Source organism: Thiomicrospira cyclica ALM1 (genome assembly GCF_000214825.1).
GTDB classification, from domain to species: domain Bacteria; phylum Pseudomonadota; class Gammaproteobacteria; order Thiomicrospirales; family Thiomicrospiraceae; genus Thiomicrospira; species Thiomicrospira cyclica.
The window spans coordinates 55593-79374 of record NC_015581.1; the positions used below are offsets into that span (position 1 = coordinate 55593).

At 48.9% G+C, this 23782-nt stretch carries 22 protein-coding genes; 16 read left to right on the forward strand and 6 right to left on the reverse strand.

Features of this window, described 5'->3' with window-relative positions; genetic code table 11:
• The first annotated feature begins 51 nt into the window (after positions 1 to 51).
• Complete coding sequence (locus THICY_RS00275; RefSeq protein WP_013834617.1) at positions 52 to 2301, forward strand: NADP-dependent isocitrate dehydrogenase; 2250 nt, start codon at positions 52 to 54, stop codon at positions 2299 to 2301.
• Complete coding sequence (pgm, locus tag THICY_RS00280; RefSeq protein ID WP_013834618.1) at positions 2291 to 3934, forward strand: phosphoglucomutase (alpha-D-glucose-1,6-bisphosphate-dependent); 1644 nt, start codon at positions 2291 to 2293, stop codon at positions 3932 to 3934. Before THICY_RS00275 ends, pgm begins: the two co-directional genes overlap by 11 nt.
• Before the next feature lie 34 nt (positions 3935 to 3968).
• Here the strand turns inward: pgm and THICY_RS00285 are convergent, their stop codons facing one another.
• A complete protein-coding gene (locus THICY_RS00285; protein ID WP_013834619.1) occupies positions 3969 to 4649 on the reverse strand; it encodes an FAD-binding oxidoreductase in 681 nt (226 codons plus the stop codon).
• Positions 4650 to 4661: 12 nt separating this feature from the next.
• Positions 4662 to 5489 carry an exodeoxyribonuclease III gene (gene xthA, locus THICY_RS00290; protein ID WP_013834620.1) on the reverse strand — a complete coding sequence of 276 codons (828 nt, stop codon included), beginning with the start codon at positions 5487 to 5489 and terminating at the stop codon, positions 4662 to 4664.
• Between the two features lie 125 nt (positions 5490 to 5614).
• On the opposite strand from xthA, the gene purU reads away from it, so the two are divergent.
• Complete coding sequence (purU, locus tag THICY_RS00295) at positions 5615 to 6472, forward strand: formyltetrahydrofolate deformylase (RefSeq protein WP_013834621.1); 858 nt, start codon at positions 5615 to 5617, stop codon at positions 6470 to 6472.
• Between the two features lie 6 nt (positions 6473 to 6478).
• Here the strand turns inward: purU and THICY_RS00300 are convergent, their stop codons facing one another.
• A complete protein-coding gene (locus THICY_RS00300; RefSeq protein WP_013834622.1) occupies positions 6479 to 8731 on the reverse strand; it encodes a tRNA(Met) cytidine acetyltransferase TmcA in 2253 nt (750 codons plus the stop codon).
• Positions 8732 to 8778: 47 nt separating this feature from the next.
• On the opposite strand from THICY_RS00300, the gene mnmC reads away from it, so the two are divergent.
• From mnmC to gorA, 13 genes are all read left to right on the forward strand, one after another.
• Positions 8779 to 10140, forward strand: a complete 1362-nt coding sequence (gene mnmC / locus THICY_RS00305) for an FAD-dependent 5-carboxymethylaminomethyl-2-thiouridine(34) oxidoreductase MnmC (RefSeq protein WP_013834623.1) — start codon at positions 8779 to 8781, stop codon at positions 10138 to 10140.
• Positions 10137 to 11804, forward strand: a complete 1668-nt coding sequence (locus tag THICY_RS00310; protein WP_013834624.1) for a hypothetical protein — start codon at positions 10137 to 10139, stop codon at positions 11802 to 11804. The genes mnmC and THICY_RS00310 overlap by 4 nt, the downstream gene beginning before the upstream one ends.
• A gap of 88 nt (positions 11805 to 11892) precedes the next feature.
• Positions 11893 to 12525 carry a penicillin-binding protein activator LpoB gene (locus THICY_RS00315; RefSeq protein WP_013834625.1) on the forward strand — a complete coding sequence of 211 codons (633 nt, stop codon included), beginning with the start codon at positions 11893 to 11895 and terminating at the stop codon, positions 12523 to 12525.
• The gene (locus THICY_RS00320) at positions 12526 to 12729 is read left to right on the forward strand and encodes a hypothetical protein (protein WP_013834626.1); all 204 of its coding nucleotides are present in this window, start codon (positions 12526 to 12528) and stop codon (positions 12727 to 12729) included.
• A 36-nt stretch (positions 12730 to 12765) separates the two neighbouring features.
• Complete coding sequence (locus THICY_RS00325) at positions 12766 to 13344, forward strand: YfaZ family outer membrane protein (RefSeq protein WP_013834627.1); 579 nt, start codon at positions 12766 to 12768, stop codon at positions 13342 to 13344.
• Positions 13345 to 13428: 84 nt separating this feature from the next.
• Positions 13429 to 14751 (forward strand): NAD(P)/FAD-dependent oxidoreductase, encoded by a 1323-nt coding sequence (locus THICY_RS00330; RefSeq protein ID WP_013834628.1) that lies wholly within the window; start codon positions 13429 to 13431, stop codon positions 14749 to 14751.
• A gap of 6 nt (positions 14752 to 14757) precedes the next feature.
• Positions 14758 to 15096 (forward strand): hypothetical protein, encoded by a 339-nt coding sequence (locus THICY_RS00335; RefSeq protein WP_013834629.1) that lies wholly within the window; start codon positions 14758 to 14760, stop codon positions 15094 to 15096.
• Positions 15097 to 15193: 97 nt separating this feature from the next.
• A complete protein-coding gene (locus tag THICY_RS00340; protein ID WP_013834630.1) occupies positions 15194 to 15958 on the forward strand; it encodes a competence/damage-inducible protein A in 765 nt (254 codons plus the stop codon).
• Positions 15955 to 17139: a BaiN/RdsA family NAD(P)/FAD-dependent oxidoreductase gene (locus tag THICY_RS00345; protein WP_013834631.1), complete on the forward strand. Its 1185-nt coding sequence runs from the start codon at positions 15955 to 15957 to the stop codon at positions 17137 to 17139. The genes THICY_RS00340 and THICY_RS00345 overlap by 4 nt, the downstream gene beginning before the upstream one ends.
• Before the next feature lie 18 nt (positions 17140 to 17157).
• Entirely contained in the window at positions 17158 to 17607 is a 450-nt protein-coding gene (locus THICY_RS00350; protein WP_013834632.1) for a hypothetical protein, read from the forward strand.
• Positions 17608 to 17714: 107 nt separating this feature from the next.
• Complete coding sequence (locus THICY_RS00355) at positions 17715 to 18320, forward strand: OmpA family protein (RefSeq protein ID WP_013834633.1); 606 nt, start codon at positions 17715 to 17717, stop codon at positions 18318 to 18320.
• 149 nt (positions 18321 to 18469) lie between these two features.
• The gene (locus THICY_RS08850) at positions 18470 to 19219 is read left to right on the forward strand and encodes a glutathione peroxidase (RefSeq protein ID WP_013834634.1); all 750 of its coding nucleotides are present in this window, start codon (positions 18470 to 18472) and stop codon (positions 19217 to 19219) included.
• Between the two features lie 106 nt (positions 19220 to 19325).
• Positions 19326 to 20681 carry a glutathione-disulfide reductase gene (gene gorA, locus THICY_RS00365; RefSeq protein WP_013834635.1) on the forward strand — a complete coding sequence of 452 codons (1356 nt, stop codon included), beginning with the start codon at positions 19326 to 19328 and terminating at the stop codon, positions 20679 to 20681.
• Position 20682: 1 nt separating this feature from the next.
• On the opposite strand, the gene THICY_RS00370 is transcribed toward gorA, so the two are convergent.
• Genes THICY_RS00370 through THICY_RS00380 form a run of 3 tightly spaced genes read right to left on the reverse strand, consistent with a single transcriptional unit; the run spans position 20683 to position 23781 of the window.
• Positions 20683 to 21960, reverse strand: coding sequence for a 3-deoxy-D-manno-octulosonic acid transferase (locus THICY_RS00370; protein WP_013834636.1), 1278 nt, complete (start codon positions 21958 to 21960; stop codon positions 20683 to 20685).
• Position 21961: 1 nt separating this feature from the next.
• A complete protein-coding gene (kdsB, locus tag THICY_RS00375; protein WP_013834637.1) occupies positions 21962 to 22708 on the reverse strand; it encodes a 3-deoxy-manno-octulosonate cytidylyltransferase in 747 nt (248 codons plus the stop codon).
• Complete coding sequence (locus THICY_RS00380; RefSeq protein ID WP_013834638.1) at positions 22708 to 23781, reverse strand: iron-containing alcohol dehydrogenase family protein; 1074 nt, start codon at positions 23779 to 23781, stop codon at positions 22708 to 22710. Before THICY_RS00380 ends, kdsB begins: the two co-directional genes overlap by 1 nt.
• Position 23782 lies beyond the last annotated feature (1 nt).

Genomic DNA, 23782 nt, shown 5'->3' on the forward strand with positions numbered 1-23782 from the left:
CTATGAGTCTAGTTTCTAGCCGAATTTATAAAAATTTAAAAAGGATCTGCAATGACCCAATCGTCTACTCTAATCTATACGCATACTGATGAAGCGCCCGCTTTAGCTACCTATTCATTTCTTCCTATTATTCAAGCCTTTACAGCGGCTGCTGGAGTGGAAGTGACTACTCGTGACATTTCTTTGGCTGGCCGCATTTTGGCGAATTTTAACGAATATCTAACCGCTGAACAGCAAACCGTTGATGCTTTAACCGAACTTGGTGAGTTGGCGAAAAAGCCCGCAGCCAATATTATTAAGCTGCCGAATATTTCAGCCTCAATTCCGCAGTTGACCGGTGCTATTGCTGAGCTACAAGCCCAGGGTTATGCAATTCCAAACTATCCCGCTACTCCTCAGAATGATCAAGAGCGCGATATAAAAGCCCGTTATGCAAAGGTGTTGGGTTCTGCCGTGAATCCCGTATTGCGTGAGGGTAATTCGGACCGTCGTGTTGCAGGACCTGTTAAAGCTTATGCCAAAGCTCATCCGCATAGCATGGGGGTTTGGTCAAAAGACTCTAAATCTCATGTAGCGCATATGCAAGCCGATGACTTTTATGGTTCAGAGCTCTCTTATGTTTCGCCTACCGAGGATTCGGTTCGCATTGAATTTCATGGTGAAGATGGACAAATTACAGTATTAAAAGCAAAAACCCGCTTGCAAGCAGGTGAGGTGATTGATGCCTCGGTCATGCGTGTCGCAGCTTTGCGGGCATTCTTGGCCGAACAAGTCGCCGACGCCAAGGCACAAGGTGTGTTGTTTTCATTGCATCTAAAAGCCACCATGATGAAAGTATCCGACCCGATTATGTTTGGTCATGCTGTTGAAGTCTATTTTGCGCAGGTATTTGAACGCTTTTCCGATACCTTCAGCAAATTGGGAGTATCTACCCGCAATGGCTTAGGCGATGTGTATCAAAAAATTCAAGCACTGCCGGCCGCTGAACGAGTTGAGATTGATCAAGCTTTAGCCGATGCGATGGCGCAAGGACCCGCTTTGGCGATGGTTGACTCTGATAAAGGTATTAGCAATTTACATGTACCCAGTGATGTGATTATTGATGCATCAATGCCCGCAGCGATTCGCAGTTCTGGGCAAATGTGGAATGCACAAGGTCAGCTCCAAGATATGAAAGCGATTATTCCGGACCGCTGTTATGCCGGGGTTTATCAACAAACCATTGAGTTTTGTAAGGCTAATGGCGCCTTTGATCCAGCGACTATGGGTACGGTACCTAACGTCGGTTTAATGGCTCAAAAGGCCGAAGAATATGGTTCGCACGATAAAACCTTTGAGATGCCGAGCGCCGGTTCGGTGCAAGTCATTAACGAAGCCGGTGTGGTGATTTTTGCGCATCAAGTAGCCAAAGGCGATATCTGGCGCATGTGCCAAACCAAAGATATTGCCATTCAAGATTGGGTGAAATTAGCCGTAACACGAGCACGTTTAACCAATACCCCTGCTATTTTTTGGCTCGATGCGCAACGTCCGCATGATGCTAACTTGATTAAAAAGGTCGAAAATGCCCTAGGTATGTTGGATATTGAAGGCCTGGATTTAGAAATCTTAAGCCCGGTCGATGCCACCGCCAAAACGCTCGCACGGGCCAAGGCCGGCATGGATACTATTTCGGTTACCGGCAACGTGCTGCGTGATTACTTAACCGATCTGTTCCCGATTTTAGAGCTTGGCACTAGTGCGAAGATGCTATCTATTGTGCCCTTGCTGGCTGGTGGCGGATTATTTGAAACCGGCGCCGGCGGTTCAGCACCCAAGCATGTGCAGCAACTGGTGCAAGAAAACTTTTTGCGCTGGGATTCTTTAGGTGAGTTCCTGGCCTTGGCGGTGTCACTCGAGCACCTAGCGCAACAAACCAAAAACTCTCGTATTAATGTGTTGGTGGATAGCTTAAATCAAGCAACCAGCCGTTTCTTGCAGGAAAACCGCTCACCCGGGCGCAAGGTGGGTGAGTTAGATAATCGCGGCAGTCATGTGTATTTGGCGACCCATTGGGCACAAGCCTTGGCCGAGCAGCAGGTAGATTTAAGCTTGCACCAGCAGTTTGCACCGCTGGCTGAAGCGTTGCAGGCTCAGTTAGACGCTATTCTGGCCGAATTAGCCGCGGTACAAGGTCAGCCGGTAGATTTGGGTGGCTATTATCATCCAGACGCCAAAAAAGCCGCTGCCGCTATGCGTCCGAGTAAATTATTTAACGCCGCATTGGCACAGTTTGCCCAAGGAGTGAGTCATGGCGCTTAATCCCTTAGCCGGCCAGCCAGTGCCAGCAGAAAAATTGGACAATATTCCCCAGCTGATGGTCGATTATTACGCGCATCAACCCGACGTCAGTCGTCCCGAGCAAGCGGTCGGGTTTGGCACTTCGGGTCATCGTGGTTGCAGTTCAGATACCAGTTTCAATGATGCCCATATTGCCGCGATTTGTCAGGCATTGGTAGAGTATCGTCATGGCGCCGGTATTGATGGCCCAATGTTTTTGGGTATGGATACCCATGCTTTGTCAGAGGCCGCGCAGGCGACCGCGATTGAGGTGCTAAGTGCCAATGGTGTAACGGTTTATATTCAAGGGCGAGGTCGTTATACACCCACGCCGGTTATTTCCCATGCGATTATTCGTCACAACCGTGGTCGGAATCGTGGCTGGGCGGATGGTATTGTCATTACGCCATCTCATAATCCACCGCGTGATGGGGGGTTTAAATACAATCCACCGAATGGGGGGCCAGCCGATACCGATGTGACCAAATGGGTGCAAGATCGGGCCAATGCGATTTTATTAGCCGGCGGTCAGGCGATTAAGCGCCAATCACTCACTAAAGCTCTAGCGAGTGATCAGGTCGAGGCCATCGATTTAATGACGCCCTATGTTGAAACCTTGGGTGACGTGATTGACATGGCTGCGATTGCGCAATCTGGCTTGCGGATTGGCGTCGATCCGATGGGTGGCGCCGGCGTAGATTTTTGGCAGCCAATTGCCGAACATTATGGTTTGAATTTAACTCAGGTGAATCATCGCGTTGATCCAACCTTTAGCTTTATGACACTGGATAAAGATGGCAAAATTCGCATGGATTGCTCATCACCCTATGCGATGGCTAGCCTCATTAAACTGAAGGATCAGTTTGATATTGCCTTTGGTAATGACCCAGATGTGGATCGTCATGGTATTGTGGCGCCATCAGCAGGTCTGCTGAACCCTAACCATTATTTAGCTGTGGCGATTCAATACTTATTTAGTCACCGACCAAATTGGTCAGCTGATGCCGGTATTGGTAAAACGCTGGTTTCGAGCTCGATGATTGATCGTGTAGCTGCCAGCTTAGGGCGTAATTTGGTGGAAGTGCCGGTTGGCTTTAAATGGTTTGTACCAGGCCTGGTCTCCGGCTCACTGGGGTTTGGTGGTGAGGAATCCGCCGGCGCGTCATTTTTAGATCGTCAGGGAATGGCCTGGAGTACCGATAAAGACGGCATTATTATGAATCTCTTGGCCGCTGAAATTACGGCGGTAACCGGCAAAGACCCAGGCGAGCACTATCAGGCCTTAACCGAGCAGTTTGGTGCGCCGGTCTATACCCGTATTGATGCCCCCGCGAATCGCGAGCAAAAAACCCGCTTAAGCAAACTGAGTGCTGAGCAGGTCACCGCTACCGAGTTAGCCGGTCACGATATTACCGCCAAATTAACCCATGCGCCGGGTAACGATGCCGCGATAGGCGGGTTAAAGGTGACGACAGCGCAGGGCTGGTTTGCCGCGCGACCCTCTGGTACGGAAGATGTGTATAAAATTTATGCCGAGTCGTTTGAGGGGCGGGCGCATCTTGACCAGCTACTGGCCGAAGCCCAGCAGATGGTCGATGGCGTGTTAGCAGGTTAAGGTTGTTGCTGAACTTGAGCCTTACTATTGCTTGCTAGAGCGGTTGAATCCGCTCAGCGGGCAAGCCGGCGGCTAAGCAATCCGCTTTCACTGTTTTAATCATTTCCCAAGCACCGCAAACATAGACCTGAGCTTGACTTAAATCTGGGTGTTCGGCCAGGGCGACCTGATGCACTAATCCGAGCTTACCTTGCCAATTCACCGTTTTAGCCTGGTCTTCATTAGACAGTACTGGGACAAAATGAACCCGTTCATGCAAGCCTTTGGGCCACCATTGCGGATCACGCAAATAAAAATCCTCTACATAACTGGCACCCCAATATAACCAGGTGGGTTGCGTCAAGCCCTGAGCCAATTGCGCTTCAATTAACGCCTTAATGGGCGCTAAACCGGTGCCGCCGGCGATAAACAGGTTTAGCGGTTGTTCCGACATCAATTTCATTTGATTGTGCGGCCCATCAATCCATAGATGATCGCCTACCTGCTGTTGCGCCAGTTCTTGCAACCAACTATCCTGGTTAAGGCGAATATGCATTTCTAAAAAGCCATCTTCACGCGGGGCGTTGGCAATGGAAAAGGGCTTTAGGCTATCTGGATGTACGCCCATCATTAAGTAATCGCCGGGTGCATAATTAAATTCACCCTCGGTTTTGACCCATAACAATAAGGTATGATCAACAACCAGTTCACGTTGCATTATTTGTACAGAAATCATGGTGTTTTATCCTTAATTAAGGTCAAATTCCGACCATACGGGGGCATGATCAGAGGGTTTATCAAGGCCACGAATACTATAGCCAATATCACTGGCCATGACCTTTGCCGCAAGCGGTGCCGTAGCCAGTAGGGTGTCAATACGTAGTCCCCGTTTCGGGGTATCTTCAAAGCCTTTCGAGCGATAGTCAAACCAACTAAATTTGTCATTTGAGTCAGGGTGACAGCAGCGATAAGTGTCTTGCAAGCCCCAGTCCAGTAGTTGTTGCCACAACGCGCGCTCTTCCGGTAAAAAACTGGTTTTACCGGTTTTTAGCCAGCGCAGTCGGTTAGGTTCACCGATACCAATATCGATATCCTGCGGTGAGATATTAAAATCTCCCATCACAATCAGCTGTTGTTCCGGTGAGCAATCCTTGTTTAAGTAAGCCATTAAATCGGCATAAAAAGCCAGTTTGGCGGGGAACTTGACCGGATGGTCACGGCTTTCACCCTGTGGAAAATAGCCGTTCACAACCCGCAAACTTTCACCGCTGGGTGTAGTGAAATCACCAATAATCATCCGTTTTTGGGCGCTGTCATCGTCGGTTTGCCAGCCTTTTTGTAGGCCGGTTAGGGTTAAACTCGGTTTGTAGAGTAGCGCCACGCCATAGTGGGTTTTTTGGCCACAAAATTCGGCCCGATAACCCAGCGACTCGATGGCTTCGAGTGGAAATTCATGGTCTTGGACTTTGGTTTCTTGTAAACCAATAATATCTGGAGACTGTTCGGCAACCAGCGCTTCCAGTTGATGTTGGCGCATACGGACACTATTTACATTAAAAGACACAACTTTAAGCATAAGAAATTAGATTCGATTCTGATTAGAAGAATCTATGAGTATAGCATAGAAGAAAAGCGCGAAATATGCCGGCTTTTGCTATCATGTGCAGATTCAAAAAATTGCGTAATTAAGGGAGTAAGTCGGTGGAACGTGTCTATCGTTTAGTGATGTCTTGTCCAGACCAAGTCGGTATTGTTGCCAAGGTGGCCGGTTTTATTGCCGAGCAGGGCGCCACGATTGTGGAAGCAAATCACCATACCGATGCCGGTAATGGTTGGTTTTTTATGCGCCATGAAATTTTGGCCAGCTCAGTGCCGTTTGATTTAGCCGAGTTTGAACGCCGTTTTGCGCCGATTGCCGACCAGTTTCAGATGAGTTGGTTTATCAGTGATTCCGCAAAACCCAAGCGGATTGCCTTGTTTGCCAGTAAAGAAGCCCATTGTCTAGCAGATTTACTCTACCGTTGGCATGATGGTGACTTACCCGGCGATGTCGTCTGTGTGATTGCCAATCACGATGATTTACGTGACATGGTCGAGTGGCACCAGATTCCGTTTCATCATGTGCCGGTAACGCCGGATACCAAGCCGCAAGCCTTTGCCGAAGCCGAGCGTTTAGTCGCCCACTATCAGGTGGATGTGATTGTATTAGCGCGTTATATGCAAATACTGCCGCCGCAAATGTGCGCCGATTATGCGGGCCGAGTGATTAATATTCATCACAGCTTTTTGCCCTCGTTTGTCGGTGCCAAGCCCTATCACCAGGCCTATGAGCGTGGCGTAAAGCTGATTGGTGCGACCTGCCATTATGTGACCGAGGAGCTGGATGCCGGGCCGATTATTGAGCAGGACGTGATTCGAGTAAGCCATGCTCATTCGATTGAAGAAATGCGTCGTTTAGGGCGTGATGTTGAAAAAACTACCTTGGCGCGAGGACTGCGTTTTCATCTTGAAGATCGGATACTGATTCACGGCAATAAAACTGTGGTTTTTAGTCAATAAACCGACTCAATAAAAATCCAGTATGGCTTGGAGACGGGCTTTTAGTAGTGCTTCCAAGCCTTTGCGACCTATATGCGCTTGCCCAGATGAGGCAGACCAGGCCTGGCGACATTGCGCCCAACTCTGCCCCTGTTGTTTCCAGCGCAATAATTCGGCTTCTGGCCAGTGCCATTTTTCCTCGCTTTGTTGCTCAAACCAGTCTATTAACGCGCCACTAACCGCCTCATAGGGTCGATAGCCTAGAACATATTCCCTCAGGGCTTGTTGACGTTGGTGGGGCGGAGTCCGTTGCCAGGGGCGAACTTGCCAATCTGGGTGCTGTTGCCAAATCACTTGCCAGGCCTGCTGCTCGGTGACGCTAATAAGGTCGTGGCTGAGCGGTTGAAACTCATCTGACAGAGCGAGCCATTGCGCCTGAAACCAGTTTTGAATCTGATCATAAGCCTGGCGTAAACTCTGGGCTTGGGGTGGGGTCATCATGATCAGGTTACAGCGTCCACTGGCCGCATCGGCTTGCACACCCAGATGCAACGTGTGAAAGCCGCAGGCCGACCAAAAACGCCATAATGCGGGGCTGGCACCAAAACTGACCGTAAAACTATCGATATCGATATTGTGTGGATGGCTTTGCCAATAGCTAACCAGTTGCTTGCCTAAACACTGTTGACGGTAGGGTTTGGCGATGGCAATCCGAGTACAACGGGCATAGCGGCCGCTATAGAGAGCTGGCGTTTGGTGGTGCTGGCGCAGTTTTTGGGTCACTAGATGCCCTTGCAGACGCCGCTCTGGTCCCCAGTCAGGCAAGGGTCCTTCCATGATGGCCCAAAGTGCGCCGACCAGTTGGGAATTGTGCCAGATCAGCGCGAGTTGATAGTTGGGCGCACTGCAAAGTAATTGCCAGTCGCGTGGCCTTGTTTGATAGTGGCTTTCGGTTAACAGGGCAAACACCTGGGCGCGTTGGCTGGCTGAAAGGTCTTGCGGCGTGACACATTGCCAGCTTAGATGGTGAAGTGGTAAGGGTGTTAAGCCAGCCGTTTCACCGCCCTGTTCGCTAAGCTGATGGTCGACTTGACCACTTAATTCGCGCACGAGCGCCTCCAGTGGGTCTTCGGCGTGCCAGCGTAACGCCTGAGTTAGTGTGAATTCACGCCAGTCACTGAAATGCTGATCAAGCCAAGGGCGCAAGTGCTGTTGCCAGGCTTGGCCAGACCCTTCATAACCCGCTGAGGTGCTACTGAGCAGACAGTGAGGATAGTGCCGAATCAGCTTTTGAAGTTGTGGCCAAGGAAGGTGGGCGGCTTCATCAATAATCAACCAGTCAAGGGTGGGTTGTTGCGCCAATAGCGCATCAGGCGCCCAGCGAGTCACCGTGTCTTGGTGCTTGGGGTTCAGGCATAACCAGGCCTGCTGATGTTGCTCTGGACGCGCGCTGCATAAGGCGATTTGGTAGGGCGTATCAACATCCGCTAAAAGGCGATTGAGGAGATGACCGATTAAGGTGGATTTGCCACGTCCCCGCGCCGCAACCAATAGGGTTGGGCTAGCAGGTTGTTGCGTTACCTGATCACGAAAGTGCTGATACAGCAGCTGCAGTAGTTGCGATTGTTCGGCCGACAAGGCGGTCAGCTCAGCACTGGGGGGTTGAGTGCTGGGTGGCCGAGTGTGGGTGATGTTTCGGTTTATGTGGCTATCGGCATCTTGATGATTCATCGAGTCTGTTTCGAGCAGCACAAGGTGTTGATCAGCATTAAGGATACGTTCGCGCGCCCAAAGTGCATAGTGCGGTGTCATATCCTGGGCGTGCCATGGAAAGCTCAGCAGTTTCGCCAATGGGTGTTCGCTCGGTGCGGGCAACCCAGCCGTCTCCTCAGGCAGCAACCAACAACAGATTCCTCCGCCCGGTAATAAGCCTTCCGCTAAAGTAATCGCTTCGATATCCAGACCCTCTGCCATATCAACCACCAGGCCTGCTTGTTGGGCACTGCGAGTTTGTCCTAATTGATGGCGCAGGTGTTGTCGGTTGGCTTTTGAGTCGAGCCAAAGTAGTTCCGATGGCCAATCTGCAAACTGAGCCTTGGACGCCTCTAGCAGTGTAGTTTGCCAGGCTTTGCTACCCATTAAAACGAGGCTGGCGCGTTGATGGCGCTGACGTTGCTGGTGCCAATAGGCCAAAATTTGGGCTAATTGATCTGCTAATTGCTGGTTAAGCGCAAAGTTTTCATCAACAGTGGGTAGAGAGTCGGTAGAATTATTGGCCATATTTAATAATAGTTTGAACTCTAGGCACGAGAAGGTGGCATTTTAACATGATGGCGCAAGACGCTGATAGCCAACACCAAAACGGCATTGAGACGCAGGCCAGGATGCAAGCTCAAATGGCGAGTGAGATGCCGGCTGAAATGCAGGCATGGACTGGCGCGCGCCGCCCAAAAAAACCGAAACCGGTGATGCCTTGGTACCAGCCGCCTATGCCAATTTCTTGGCCTGAAAAACCTCATTTGGTCGTAGTGGGCGCTGGCCTGGCCGGTGCGGCGGTTGCACAGGTAATGGCGCAAGCGGGTTGGCAGGTTAGCGTGTTAGATCAAGCGAGTTCGCCCGCTGATGGTGCGTCGGGCAATTTAGCCGGCCTGGTACATCCATTGATCACCGCCGATTGGAATATTCGCAGTCAATTTTATTGGCAGGGCTTGCAGGCGACTTGGCGTTGGGTGGCGGATTGGGTTGTGCAGGGCGAGGTCGTGGGGGATTTATCCGGTTTGCAACAGCGGGTCAATGCCAGTGATTTAGCTCAATGGGCGCAGAAGTTGCAACAGCTGGGCTTGCCGACCAGCTGGGTTAAGATCATTGCAAACGAAGACACTCATCAATCACCAGGCCTTGTGTATCAGCAAGCCGGTTGGTTAAGTCCGCCATCCTTGGTTAAGCGCGCCTTGCGTCATCCTTTGATTCGATTTCAAGGTGACAGGGTTGTGCAGTCTTTGGCTTGGCAAGATGACACGGTCGGTTGGCAGATTAAAACTCAGGCGGGAGAGATATCGGCCGATGCCGTGGTGCTGGTCACCGGTGCTTTGTCGGCGTTAAACCAGGCCTGGCACTTGCCGATTCGGCCACTTAAAGGGCAGGTCAGTTATATGAGCGAGCAGGATTGCCCATACCCTTTATCTGGTGCGGTCGCGCACCAGGGCTATAGCACACCGACGGTTGAGGGCTATTGGGTCACGGGGGCAACTTTTGAAGCGCCCGATTTATCATCTGCGCTTTCATGGCAGGGTCACGCCGATAACGCCGCCAAGCTGCAAGCGGTATTGCCTGATTGGGCTCCTCCGCCAGTAGAAACTTGGCAGGGACGCGTCGGATTTCGGCCCACCACCGCCGATCACCTGCCGATTATTGGTGCGATTCCAGACCGTGAATGGTTGGAGCAAGCCTATCTGTCACAGCCACACAATAAAGCGTTATTTCAATACCCCGCTCAGCGTTACCACCCAGCCTTGTGGGTATCGCAAGGGCATGGGGCACGTGGCTTAATGTCGGTATGGTGGGCGGCTGAGCGCATTCGCGATCAAATACTTGGCGTTGCGCAGGATAGTGCAACCACCGAGTTAGATGCCGCGGTGCACCCAGGACGCTTTCAGTTACGCCCTTGGCGCAAAGGACAAACGCCATGAGCGGGTTGATAAAAGTCTGGCTGGTGTTGCTGCCAATACTGGTATTGCAAGGTTGCGCGAGCTATAAACAACAAACCGAACCGGCTAGGCAAGCGTTGTTGGTGCAGGATTGGGCGGCGGCTGAACAAGCTTTGCTGCGCGACCTAGATGGTGAGCGGCGCGAAAAAATTCTGTTGAACCTCGAATTAGGCATGTTGCGACATTTAGCCGGTGACTACCAAGGCAGTCATGGTTTATTTGAGCAGGCCAAAGCGGATGCCGAAGCGGCGCAAACCCTATCCGTGACCGAGGAGTTGCGGGTATTACTGACCAGCCCGCGGCAACGTATCTATCGGCCACAAACTTTTGAACGCTTGTTTGTTGAATATATTCAAACGCTCAATTTTATCGCGCTGAGCGAGGCGGCTGTTCATTCGTCAGACCCATCGAGGTCCTCCAATTCTGCGAATCTGGCCCAACAGCGTGAAGCGTTAAATAATGCGCGCGTGATGGTGCGCCAAAAGGAGATTCAGCTCAATGATTTGGCGGCACAGGTTTTGGACTATCAAGCCGCCGCCGAGCAGCGCGAAACGCCGTTTTATCGGCTGTTAGCAATTTTACGCTTACTCAATGGTGATTTGTTTGATCGCAGCGAATATGTGTTACGTGACAATGCTTGGTTACGTTATGTCACCGGGATGATCTATGAGCAACGGGGCGAGTGGTCGGCGGCACAGGTGGCTTATCAACAAGCGGCAGAACTCTATGAGCAGGGTTATCGTGAACAAATGGGTTTATCGGACCAAGTGACCCAGCAGGCCTGGTTTGACACCCTGCGGATGATGAAGCGCTTAAATCAGCCTGGCTGGCCAGGTCTTGCGGCACAAAAACTCAGCGAACCTCAGCAACAGCAGTTGCAGGCCTGGCAGCCGGGCTGGGTTGAACTGGTTCAGGTGGTTCATCAGGGCTGGATTCCACAGCGGGGTGAAATGAATGCGATGCTGATTGTGAATCATCGCACCCAAAACATGGAAGTCTATCCGATCATCTTGGCGCCTGGCGATGAGGGCTTGGCGCAGTCGATTTGGTTTTATTTAATGTATACCGATAAAGGTTTGGCACGATTAGCACTGAATATTTACCAAGATGGTTTGCGAGGCATTGTCCGCGGTGCGATTGGCAGTAAAACCCTATTTTTAGGCCCCATTTGGCCACAAGTGCAAGCCGTTGGGTTAGACCGAGCGGCGCAAACACCGTTACGGGTAACCCTGCCTTATTATGATTTGTTGGCTTGGCCGCAACCGACGAAACTGCAATGGCGCCTGAATGAGCAGGCGGTGACGGGAGTGATGATGGATGCCCCAGCCATCCAAGCGGTGCAAGCGCAATTACTAGCTGCTAATGAGGATTTTTATGCGGCCTTAGCACGCGCGATGCTCAAGCGTTTGGGCGTGCAGGCGGTAACGCAAGATAATGCCTGGTTGCGCTTGCTGGGTGATATTGCAACCTCAGCAACGGAAGCGGCCGAGACGCGGAACTGGCAAACCTTGCCAGCCTATATCCATTTACAGCGTTATTGGGTTGAGCCAGGCCTGGTCACCTGGGTGGATGTGGACGGGCAAACACAACAGCGAGAACTGAGCGCCGGCGAGCGCTGGTGGCTACCTATCGCGCACCAGCAATAAAATCATGAAAATGAGAAGGATTTGCAGGTAAATTTGCCAAATCTTGGTAAAATGTTAAGAATTTATAATCGTGTAAGGAAAATAAATTATGCAGCGACAAAAATTATGGCGACCACTAACTCGCACCGGATTATTGGTTAGTGTGATTGCACTGGGTCTTGGTTTGCACGGCTGTGCCGGCACCAAGGTTGAGCGCGTCGATGCCGCCGAAGAAATTGCGCTAACCGATCAATGGAACGCAACCGATTCTCGCTTGGTAGCGGACTCGATGATTGACGATATGTTGAGCTTTCCGTGGATAGAGCGCTTTCAAACCGAAACCGGCCAAGTTCGTCCGGTAATTATTATTCAATCGGTGGATAATCGCTCGCATCAGCAGATTCCGGTAGAAACCTTTATCAATGATTTGCGTCGTGCGGGGATTCGTTCGGGACGTGTCGATTTTGTGGCCGCGGCCGATCAGCGTGGCGAAATTCGTGATGAGCGTGCTGAGCAACAAAGTTTCTCACGCCCCGATACGGTAACGCCTTTTGGTGAAGAAATTGGCGCTGATTTTGCTTTGTCTGGCACGATTACCTCGATTGTTGATCAGTTGAATAATCGTCGGGTGACTTTTTACCAAACCGATTTGGTTTTGATTGATTTAAAAACCAATCGTCAAGTTTGGGCGGGTCAAAACAAAATTCAGAAAATACAACAACGCTCACGCTTTGGATTCTAAATGTTTTTTATTAAAACACTGATTTGGATGAGTTTAATCGTTTTGTGGATTGTCGCTATTCTGCTCGACTGGGGACCGGTGCGAGATTATTCGATCATTGTACTTGAATCCTTAATCAGCTGGGTTGAACAGCTTAGCCATTTTGGTGACTGGTTGACATCGCAAGCTGAGCAAGCACAACAAGACACAAATCAAAGTCAATAACTTATTTTAACCCCTGGCAATAAAGTAGGAGAACACATGAAAAAAACACTTCAAGCCTTAGCGGCAACAGCACTGATTAGCGCAAGTTTGCCAATGGTTGTGCACGCGAATGAAATGGGTATTAATGTACAGCTTGCTAATGATTCGGCAAAGTTCGGATTTTTTAGCAGTGACTTGTGGATGCAGGAAACCTACCGTTTTGACTTAAGCTATCAGTACAACAATGATAAAGATTATGTGATTGATACCTCGTTTTCATATGTTGGAAAAGGTGTGTTAGATCCAAACCTAGATCTGGGTGTGAAAGGCAAGTTTGCTTATGCAAAAGCGAAGGATATCGATAAATTAGGTACCGGTATCTTATTGGGCGTGCACGCTGCTTACTGGTTACCTACCGCAACGCCAACCAATGTCACTGTTGAATACTTGATTGCACCAGAGATTCTAGCTTTTTCGGATGCTGAAAAACTGAACGAACTCTCGATTCGCGCCAATGTGCGCTTATTACGCAACTTGCAAGGCTTTGTAGGTTACCGTCATTTTGAAGTGGAATATAAAGAAGCCAAGGTCAAGTTTGACGATGGGGCTCACATAGGCTTTGAATTAGCATTTTAATATTAGTATAATCTAATATTGATGTTGTGCCACCGCGGTTACACGCTGGTGCACGACTTTTTTGTCTTCATAAAGGTTAGTAACATGTCATCTTTATCGGTTCTGAGCGGCATTAATCGTCGCAAATTTTTACTCAGTGGTGCGGCTGCGATGGCCGCTGTTGCTGGTTTAGGTTCTATTCCAGCGCGTGCCGCAAATACGCGTGCCAATATTGTCATTACCGGCGCTGGCGCGGCAGGCATCAGTTTGGCTAACCGCCTAACCAAAGCACTTCCTAATGCCAATATCACCATTATTGATCGCCGCGAAACCCATTATTACTGGCCGGGTCTAACCCTAGTTGCGACCGGTGCTTGGCCAAAGAGCAAGGTTTTAGATCGTAATGCCAGCTTTTTGCCCTCAAAGGTCAACTGGATCAAGGAAATGGCAGATGTTTATGAGCCAGATCATAAACGAGTCATAACCGATACGGGGCGTGTTGTTAATTATGATTATTTGATCGTCGCGACCGGCGTTGAATATCATTACGATGCTATTGAGGGTATGGATGTTAGCGCGATTGGTCAAAATGGTTTAGCCAGTGTTTATAATAGCCCAGACGCGGCCGCGCAAAGTTGGGATGCCATTCGCAAGTACAGTGAAAAGGGCGGTAATGGGATTTTTACCTTGCCAAGCACGCCGATTCGCTGTGCTGGCGCCCCTTTAAAAATGACGTTATTAACCCTCGACCGTTTGCGTCAAAACGGGGGTATGGATAAAGCGAACATGAGCTTCTATTCAGCCACCAATAATGTGTTCGGTTTACCCTGGTTTAACCAGTTTGTGTTGGACCGTTACGAAGAGGCCGGCATGGATGTTAAATTCCGTACCGAATTAGCGGCGGTAGATATAGGTGCCCGCAAAGCGACCTTTACCCAAGAAGACGGCAGTCAGTTCACCACCGATTATGATTTATTACACGTGGTTCCGCCAATGCGTGCACCGCGCTCTATCAGAGAGTCAAACCTGGCCTGGTCAGAAGGCAATATGGCTGCTGGCGGTTGGTTGGCTGTCGATCGCGATACGCTACAACATAATACCTATCCGGAGGTGTTTGGTTGTGGTGATGTCAATGGCACGCCACGCGGTAAAACGGCGGCGACGGTGAAGATGTCGGTACCGATTGTGGTTCAAAACCTGATTTCCGTGATTGCTGGAGAGGAGCCGGTTGCCAAATTTGATGGTTATACGTCATGTCCATTATTGACTCGCTTTGGCGCGGCGATGTTAATTGAGTTTGACTACGATGGCAATTTAACGCCGACCTATTCGTTTATCGATCCGAAAAAAGAGTCGTGGTTTGCATGGATTATGAAAGATCAAATGCTGAAACCTACCTATTTGCAAATGTTGAAAGGGAATGTGTAACGAATTATGGACGGTTTGATTTTAGGCTTTTTTATGATGGTGGGCTATGCCCAAGCTCACTGGTTAATGATTGCATTATTTGTGTTGGGTGCGGTGGTTTTAAATGCAGTGGCACTGTTTAAGCTGGGTGGCTTGATTAAGCCAGCAGCTTTTAAGGCCACGCTATTGGCTGCGTTAGGCATTGCTGCCATTTTGTTTGTCAGTATTCCGACGCTAACCGGCTCATCTTTTGCCTTTATGGGTTATTGGTTAGACTGGGCGTTACTGATCTTTATGGCCGTGGGTTATGCGGTGGCACTGTTATTGTGGGTGCATCCGATTGTCCGTTTGGTAAAAGGTGTGTAAGCTTAATACCGCAGGCGTCAATAAGTAGCGGCCACATAATGTGGCCGTTTTTATATCAGTATGTTCGTAAAAATCGCAGCAGTGGCTAGGAGTGTGTATGGCGGGAATTGGCTTAGTTGTCATTGGTGATGAAATCCTTTCAGGTAAGCGTCAGGATCGACACTTGGCTAATTTAAGTCGATTATTAAAAGCACGCGGCTTGGGGTTGAGTTGGGTCAGATTCTTAGGTGATGATCCGGTGATTTTACGCCAGCAACTCAAACAAACTCTGGCATCCGGTGATCAGGTGTTTTGCTGTGGCGGTATTGGTGCTACTCCGGATGATCGTACCCGTCAAGCTGCTGCTGATGTTATGGGTTTGCCGTTAGTGGTGCATGAGGAAGGCAGAGCCATTCTTGAAGCCTTGTTTGGGGATCAGGCTTATCCTAATCGCATTAAGATGGTTGAGTTTCCCGAAGGCGCACAACTCTTGCCAAATAGCTTCAATGGCGTGCCGGGCTTTTATCTGCACCAGCATTACTTTATGCCCGGCTTTCCTCAAATGGCCGAACCTATGATGGCCTGGGCACTTGCGAATCCGCTGGGACACCTTTCTGGCCAACATAGGTTGGAGCTCGCGATTCGACTCATTGACGGCAGTGAAGCCGAGTGGATTGAGGTCATGGAACAACTAGAGGCGCGCTATCCAGACGCACGAATTTTTAGCCTGCCGCACTTTGATGCGCAACGCCGCCGTAGTATTGAAATGGGGGTTGAGGCTGACCCCGCTATCGCTGAAACCATTATTGAGCACTTTAAAAGTGTGGCCGATGAACGCAACCAACTTTGGGAAGATTTGGTAATACAAGAGCCTTCAGCATGAATCAAAAACAGTATGACGTTATTGTCATAGGTGCGGGTGCGGCCGGTATGATGTGCGCCATTGAAGCCGGCTATCGCGGATTAAACGTGTTGTTGCTCGATCATGCGCCTAAGCCTGGTGCCAAAATTCGTATATCCGGTGGTGGCAAGTGTAATTTCACCAACCGCAACGTAGAGCCAAAGCATTTTATTTGTAGCAATCCCCATTTTGTAAAGTCAGCCTTAGCGCGCTATCAGCCAGACGCGTTTATTGAGCGAGTAGAACGCCACGCTATAGCTTATGAAGAACGTGATAAGGGTCAGCTATTTACTCTGGATGGTGCTGGTCAGTTAGTGGCGATGTTTCGAACCGAGTTAGACTGGGCAGGCGTTGAACTTCAGCTCAATTGCTTTGTTTCCAACGTGCAAAAAGGATCAGATCAATGGCAGTTAATCACGTCGAATGGTTCATTGCAGAGTCAAAAACTGGTAGTGGCTACGGGTGGATTATCCTATCCAAAACTTCGCGCCAGCGATTTTGGGATGCAATTAGCTCAGCAATTTGGGTTGGCGGTGATGCCATCAAGACCAGGCCTGGTTCCGTTGGTGATGCCGGCACGTCAGCAGGCCTGGTGGTCTGAATTAAGTGGTTTAAGCCTACGCGTTATTGCCTCAACCGCACGTGGCCCTGAATTTGACGGTGCGATGTTGATTACGCACCAGGGTTTAAGTGGGCCCAGTATTTTGCAGGCATCTAATTATTGGTTTGCTGGTGAAGCCATTCGGCTTAATTTGCTGCCACAAATTAAGGGGATCGCTGGTTGGTTACAAGAGCTAAAGCAACAAGCGCAACCCTTGTCTACGGTGTTAAAACAGTATTGGCCGAAACGTTTTGTGCAGGCCTGGCAGGATAAGTTTGGTTTTGACGACGATCTTGCTAACTACAGTCAAATTCGTCTGGACGCTCTGGCAGAGCAATTAACGGCTTGGTCGCTTTACCCTGAGGATACCGCCGGCTATGCTAAGGCCGAAGTGAGCCTTGGGGGCGTTGCTACCGATGAAGTGTCTTCAAAAACCATGGAATCACTCAAAGTGCCGGGACTTTATTTTATCGGTGAAGTGTTAGATGTAACCGGTCATTTAGGTGGGTTTAATTTTCAATGGGCTTGGGCATCCGCACACGCGTGCGCCCAGAGTCTTTAGTTGTAAGAAGGATAAAGTATGTCATTGTTTTGTGCTGATAATGCCCTTAGGGAGCCATTTAATACTCTGGTCGATAAGTTATTATCCGATGTATCACTACAAGCCAGTGATGTTTTTCTACACGCGCTTGAAAGTGAAGCCGATACACAAATGAATTATTGGGTTGTGCGATTATTAATCGAACGAAAGGTCGTTGATCCACTCTTGCCGGTCACTCAAGATTCCGCAGGCTCTGCCGTAATGCCAATACATGCCGCGTGTTTATTGCAAAATGTGGGCGCCTTAGCCGCCATGCTTGATGTGAGTGCTTACGAGGGCAGTCCATTAGGTAAACAATTTGTATCAGCACTCAGGATCTGCCAAACGCAAGGTTTTGATCAAGGCGCTGGTTTGATGATGGCACATGCACAAACTCTAGAAGTACTCGATGCGCTATTGTTGTCCTTACAAGGTGTAAAACCCCACTAATAGGGTCAATAAAATTCATTATGTTTGAATCAAATTACTTTTTTTTCACAAGGTTATGTTAAAATTTTAATGAGAATTCATCTATCACTGTTTCTAGGAGAAACGCAATGAAATTGAAAGTTACTGGTCTTGCTATTGCAAGCTTATTTGCAATGAGCATGAATGCAAATGCAGGCGACATCCATCATAATGGTTCACCAGCATATGTTATTAACTCAGAAGGCAACATCGTCCGTACTACCTCTGGTGGGTGCGTACGCAGCATCCATTGGTCAAAAGAAACGGCTATTGCCAAGTGCGAAGGCTGGGAAGAGCAGGTTGCTGACAAATCAGCCTCTATAGCCCCGGCTCCTGTGCTGGATGTTGCCGCGCCATCAGCGCCAGAAAAAATTGTTGGTTTGTTCGGTTTTGATCGTGCTGACTTGGATTCTAAAGATTTTGAGCGTTTAGATCGTTTTGCTGCGTTTTTGAATGCCAACCCAAATGAGCGCGCGGTGGTTCATGGTCACACTTGTACGATTGGTACTCCAGCATATAACTTAGCTTTATCTGAGCGTCGTGCGAATGCTGCCCAAACTTACCTATTAAATAAAGGTGTTCCTGCTTCACGCATTGAAACAGTCGCCTTTGGTCTTACACAGCCAGCGGCAAGTAACGACACCGAAGCAGGTCGTGTTCAAAACCGTCGTTTTGAATTGATGCTAGCTGAATAATTTAGCGTCCTAGTTCATCTTATAGGGGTGATAGTTTAAAACTATCGCCCCTATTTTTATTTGTAATTAAAAAAATTAAAGAACAGGTTATACTGGTCTTAAGTTTATAAGTTAATTTTATGTATAGATAAATCTTTAAGGAGATTCTAATGGCATTAGTCAACAAAGAAGGTCAGCAAGTTCCTAACGTTACGTTCCCAACTCGTCAAAATGGTGAATGGGTTAACGTCACTTCAGATGAGCTATTCAAAGGTAAAACTGTTATCGTATTTGCACTGCCAGGTGCTTTTACCCCAACCTGTTCTTCAACGCACTTGCCACGTTACAACGAGTTGGCACCCGTGTTTTTCAAAAATGGTGTTGATAGCATTGTTTGTTTGTCAGTAAACGACACCTTTGTAATGAATGAGTGGGCGCGTGACCAAGAAGCTGAAAACATTATTCTGCTTCCTGATGGTAACGGTGACTTTTCGGAAGGCATGGGAATGTTGGTAGACAAAAACAACCTAGGTTTTGGTAAGCGCTCATGGCGTTATTCTATGCTGGTAAAAGATGGCGTGATCGAAAAAATGTTCATCGAGCCAGAAGTTGATGGCGATCCATTTGAAGTATCTGATGCCGATAGCATGTTAAATTTCATCAACCCCAATGCCGCTAAGCCACCCGTTGCGACGATTTTCACTAAAATCGGTTGCCCTTTCTGTTCTAAAGCGAAGGCCGCACTTGAAGACGCGGGTATTAAGTTTGAAGAAATCATGATCAGCAACAGCGGCTTAACCTCACGTACACTTCGTGCCGTAGCAAATCGTGACACTGTGCCACAAGTTTTCATTGAAGGTCAGCATATTGGTGGTTCTGATGATTTAGAGATTTACTTGGCTAAACAAAAAACGGCGTAACCTCCGTTTTTAGTGAGTTAGATGCACAATAAAACAGGGAGCTAAGTCATTTAGCTCCCTGTTTTTGTCTCTGGCCTTTAATAGATAGGCACTATAAGGATAATAGATGAAATACGATTATGATTTGATTGCCATCGGTGGTGGTAGTGGTGGTTTGTCAGTAGTAGAGCGAGCAGCTGAGTACGGCAAAAAATGTGCGGTTGTTGAGGCCAAAAAACTTGGTGGAACCTGCGTCAACATTGGCTGTGTCCCGAAAAAAGTCATGTGGTTCGGCGCCCATATTGCCGAGGCTTTGCGTGATGCACCAGATTACGGTTTTGACCTAGATGTAAAAGGTTTTTCTTGGGCCAAACTGGTTGAACAGCGTGAAACCTACATTAAAAACATCAACACCTGGTTCGGTGGTTATATGGAAAAACTGGGCGTTGATGTGCTCCAGGGTTGGGGTCGTTTTATTGACGCCAATACCATCGAAGTAGACGGTAAACGCTATACCGCTGAAGTCATCGTGATTAGTCCCGGTGGTATCCCTGATATTCCACAAGAAACCGAAGGTGCCGAATTGGGTTTAACTTCCGATGGTTTCTTTGCCCTAACCAAACAGCCTAAAAAAGTGGCGGTTATTGGCAGTGGCTATATTGCGGTGGAATTGGCCGGTGTGTTTCAAGCCTTAGGTACCGATGTTAGCTTAATTAGTCGTAAAGACCTGGTGTTGCGTGGTTTTGATGACATGATTCGAGAAACCCTGACTGATGCGATGATCGAAAGTGGCATCCATAAGGAATACCACTTCCGTGTAAAGAAGCTGGAGCGCATTGCCGATGGCACAATTACGGTAGTTAGTGAAGACGGTCAAGTTTTAAGCGGATTTGATGAAGTCGTTTGGGCTGTGGGTCGTCGTAATTTACTCGAGCCATTGGCATTAGAAAATGTCGGCATTGAGCCGACTAACCGAGGCACCATTGAGGTAGATTCGTGCCATCATACCGGTGTAGCGAATATCTATGCGATTGGTGATGTTACCGGCCAACCGCAATTAACTCCGGTAGCCATTCGTGCCGGTCGCTTCTTGGCGGAGCGTCTTTATAACGGTAAGCCGCATTTGAAACTCGACCTGCATGCTGTACCAACGGTTATTTTCTCTCATCCGCCGGTTGGTACCGTGGGGCTTGCGGAGCATGATGCACGCAAGGCTTATGGTCATGATAATGTGAAGGTTTACACCTCGGTGTTTACGCCGATGCGTTATGCCTTTACCAAGCACCAAATCAAAACCGCTTTGAAACTGGTGGTTTATGGCCCGGAAGAACGCGTCGTGGGTATTCACATTGTTGGCGATGGTGCTGATGAAATGCTTCAAGGTTTCGCAGTGGCTGTGCAAATGAACGCGCGCAAGTCGGATTTAGATGCAACGATTGCGATTCATCCGAGCTCAGCGGAAGAATTAGTGACCATGCGTTAATTTACGCTGAACCTTGTTGTTGATGAATACGGCCTAACGCCTGTCGGTAGGCCGTTAATACATCCGGCTGTTGCGCAATAAGTTGTGCCGCGCGGTTGCCATAACGCTCGCACAACGCACCATTGCTCAACAACTGGTTTATGTGTTGTTGTAACTTGTCATAATCCGGGCAAATAATGAGCCCACCTTCTCGTTCAAATAGCGCTGCTTCCTGGGCAAAGTCACGATTATCCGGTCCGGTCAAAATACAACGACCATAAGCGGCCGCCTCTAAAAAATTATGGCCACCCTTGGGTACAAATGAACCGCCCATAATCACCAATTTGGCATGTTCAAACCAGGGTAACAGCTGTCCAAAACGATTATCGACACAAATACGACCGGCATTGGCCTGTGCCGGTAAATCCTTAACCCGATAAGCGGGATGATTTTGGCTAATCAGTTTTTGCAACAATCGCTCACCCTGATGCGGATGACGTGGCACAACCACCAATAACTCCTCGCGTCCCAAGCCAAGCCAGTGCTCAATCAGGCTAATGTCTTCATCCTGATGACTTGACGCAATCAGCACATAGTCATGGGCATAGGCTTTAGGAAAATGGGGCAACTGTTGCAAATTACTAAGCTTAAGATTGCCGAGCACCTGTAACTTTTCCGCAGGCGCACCGAGTCGGATAAAATCGTCAGCATCGCTGACATGGCGGACTAAAATGGCATCGCAGGCATTAAAGCAGGCCTGGTAAGCGTGTTGTAACCAGTTGGGCGCGCTCAAGCTTTTAGCAGACAGGCGACCATTAATCAGCGTAATCGGTAGACCGGCCGATTTCACTGTTTGAAACAAATTCGGCCAAAGTTCGGTTTCCACTACCCAGAGTGCTTGCGGTTGCCAATTAGTTAAGAATCGACGAATCGAACGGGGGTAATCCAGAGGGAGATAGCTGATTTTGAGATGCGCGTGCGTAATGGCTTGCGCTGCACGATAGCCGGTGGGGGTATTGCAACTGATTAACCAGGCCTGGTTAGGCTCGGCCAAAATTAATGGAGTGACTAGACGCACTTCACCCACTGAGGCGCAATGAATCCAAATCGGGCTTGAGCATGAAAGCGGTTGTTGGGCATTGGCTTTCGGGTGAGCGTGCCGGCGATATCCCCATCCTAGGCGTTGCATGATAAATTGCCAGCCGCCTTGGCGTTTAAATGCCTCCCACCCAAGCCAAATTAACAGTAGGGGAACAAATATGCGGATTAATAGTTGATATGGCCACAGCTTACCGGACATGTTAGTGACCAGACAATAACAAGGCTTCCATAATCTCTAAATCACCAGGGACATCCACCTCCGGTGAATCATAGCGACTTTCAACCACTTTAATTTTGTGGCCCTGTTCCAAAACTCGCAGTTGTTCTAGTTTTTCAATGTCCTCTAAGCGGCCTAATGGCCAGCTCGCATAGGCATCGACAAACGCTTTGGTGTAGGCATAAACACCCAAATGCTTGTAAGAATCATGGTCCCAATAATCACGGCCATGTGGAATGGTCGCGCGAGAAAAATACAGCGCAAAACCATGGACATCCGTCACCAATTTGACATCTTTAGGGCTGGTAATTTCCGCTTCATTGATAATCTTAAACGACAAGGTGCTCATTGCAAAAGAGCCGTCATAATCAGGCTCCTTGAATGGAGCGATAACGGCTTCAATGGATTCATGATGTACCAGGGGCTGGTCGCCCTGGACATTCACAATCAAACTATCATCAGCCAAATTCAAAGCCGCGGCGGCCGCGGCAATGCGATCCGTGCCAGATGCGGCTTCAACCGGTGTCATCACAACCTGGCCACCAAAATTGCGCACCACTGTTGCAATGCGCTCATCATCAGTAGCCACATAGACCCCTGCTAAGCCTTCAGCCTTCGCAATCCGTTCATAGACATGCTGAATCATTGGTTTGCCGGCGATGAGTTTTAACGGCTTACCCGGTAGCCGCGAGCTACCATAGCGCGCGGGAATAAACACATAGGTTTGCATTACATTTTCTCAAATAAGGAACGTAACAAGGCGGGTGTGACCTGCTGCTGCCAGTCTGGGCCATACACGTTATCCCACAAGGGCGCTAGACCGGACGATACGCGAATCATCTTTTGCATATCATCTTCCGACATACCTTTGGTAATGCCTTTCGGTAGGGTGATGTTATGTTTTTTCATCATCTCGCGGAATTCACGGACGCCTTCTGGATAAAACTCGTCGAGCACATCCATCACAATACAGTTGCCAATGCCGTGGTGATAACCTAGCACATACGACAAACCGTAAGATAGCGCATGGCAGGCACCGACCTGGCTGTAGGCAATACTTTGCCCACCCATGTAGGAAGCCATCATCAGCTTCTCATCGGCATCTGGATGATCATCTATATAAACTTCACGACACAAGTCGAGGGACTTTTCACCAAACGCACGTGCAAATTCATTGATGTAGGTTCCGTTCAAGGCTTCTATGCCGTGAATGTAGCAATCCATGCCGGTATAGAACCACTGCTCGGTTGGCACGCCTTTAATTAAATCTGGGTCCATAATAATTTGGTCGAACACCGTATAGTCAGAGTTCATGCCCAGCTTTTTATCGGGGCCGGTTAATACCGTGGTACGCGAGGCTTCCGCACCGGTGCCTGACAAAGTGGGGATGCCGATATGATGCACCGCCGGGTTTTTAATTAAATCCCAACCCTGGTAAGACGCGGAACCGCCTTCATTAGTTAACATCAACGAAATCGCTTTAGCCAAGTCCAACGTTGAACCACCGCCCAAACCAACTACGGAAACCGGATTATTACCCTTGCCAAATTTCTGTACTTCAATGGTCAGTGCATCCACATAAGTGGTTTTGGGTTCATCGGTAACATCGACCCATAAAATCATATCCTGTGGACGTGTTGGAATACGTCCTTCCAGCGGCTTGCCTTTATGAACACTATCGACGGCAAAGACCACAAAATCGCGGTCGGTTTGGCGTTGTTCGGCTAAGACATCATCAAGCTGTTCAAAGGAGCCACGGCCAAAAATCATCCGTGGCACGGTTTTAAAATTACGAAATTTCATG

Coding starts and splice junctions, on each gene's coding strand:
- THICY_RS00275 (WP_013834617.1), top strand. CDS start 52: ATGACCCAATCGTCTACTCTAATCTATACGCATACTGATGAAGCGCCC.
- pgm (WP_013834618.1), top strand. CDS start 2,291: ATGGCGCTTAATCCCTTAGCCGGCCAGCCAGTGCCAGCAGAAAAATTG.
- THICY_RS00285 (WP_013834619.1), bottom strand. CDS start 4,649: ATGATTTCTGTACAAATAATGCAACGTGAACTGGTTGTTGATCATACC.
- xthA (WP_013834620.1), bottom strand. CDS start 5,489: ATGCTTAAAGTTGTGTCTTTTAATGTAAATAGTGTCCGTATGCGCCAA.
- THICY_RS00300 (WP_013834622.1), bottom strand. CDS start 8,731: ATGGCCAATAATTCTACCGACTCTCTACCCACTGTTGATGAAAACTTT.
- mnmC (WP_013834623.1), top strand. CDS start 8,779: ATGATGGCGCAAGACGCTGATAGCCAACACCAAAACGGCATTGAGACG.
- THICY_RS00310 (WP_013834624.1), top strand. CDS start 10,137: ATGAGCGGGTTGATAAAAGTCTGGCTGGTGTTGCTGCCAATACTGGTA.
- THICY_RS00315 (WP_013834625.1), top strand. CDS start 11,893: ATGCAGCGACAAAAATTATGGCGACCACTAACTCGCACCGGATTATTG.
- THICY_RS00320 (WP_013834626.1), top strand. CDS start 12,526: ATGTTTTTTATTAAAACACTGATTTGGATGAGTTTAATCGTTTTGTGG.
- THICY_RS00325 (WP_013834627.1), top strand. CDS start 12,766: ATGAAAAAAACACTTCAAGCCTTAGCGGCAACAGCACTGATTAGCGCA.
- THICY_RS00330 (WP_013834628.1), top strand. CDS start 13,429: ATGTCATCTTTATCGGTTCTGAGCGGCATTAATCGTCGCAAATTTTTA.
- THICY_RS00335 (WP_013834629.1), top strand. CDS start 14,758: ATGGACGGTTTGATTTTAGGCTTTTTTATGATGGTGGGCTATGCCCAA.
- THICY_RS00340 (WP_013834630.1), top strand. CDS start 15,194: ATGGCGGGAATTGGCTTAGTTGTCATTGGTGATGAAATCCTTTCAGGT.
- THICY_RS00345 (WP_013834631.1), top strand. CDS start 15,955: ATGAATCAAAAACAGTATGACGTTATTGTCATAGGTGCGGGTGCGGCC.
- THICY_RS00350 (WP_013834632.1), top strand. CDS start 17,158: ATGTCATTGTTTTGTGCTGATAATGCCCTTAGGGAGCCATTTAATACT.
- THICY_RS00355 (WP_013834633.1), top strand. CDS start 17,715: ATGAAATTGAAAGTTACTGGTCTTGCTATTGCAAGCTTATTTGCAATG.
- THICY_RS08850 (WP_013834634.1), top strand. CDS start 18,470: ATGGCATTAGTCAACAAAGAAGGTCAGCAAGTTCCTAACGTTACGTTC.
- gorA (WP_013834635.1), top strand. CDS start 19,326: ATGAAATACGATTATGATTTGATTGCCATCGGTGGTGGTAGTGGTGGT.
- THICY_RS00370 (WP_013834636.1), bottom strand. CDS start 21,960: ATGTCCGGTAAGCTGTGGCCATATCAACTATTAATCCGCATATTTGTT.
- kdsB (WP_013834637.1), bottom strand. CDS start 22,708: ATGCAAACCTATGTGTTTATTCCCGCGCGCTATGGTAGCTCGCGGCTA.
- THICY_RS00380 (WP_013834638.1), bottom strand. CDS start 23,781: ATGAAATTTCGTAATTTTAAAACCGTGCCACGGATGATTTTTGGCCGT.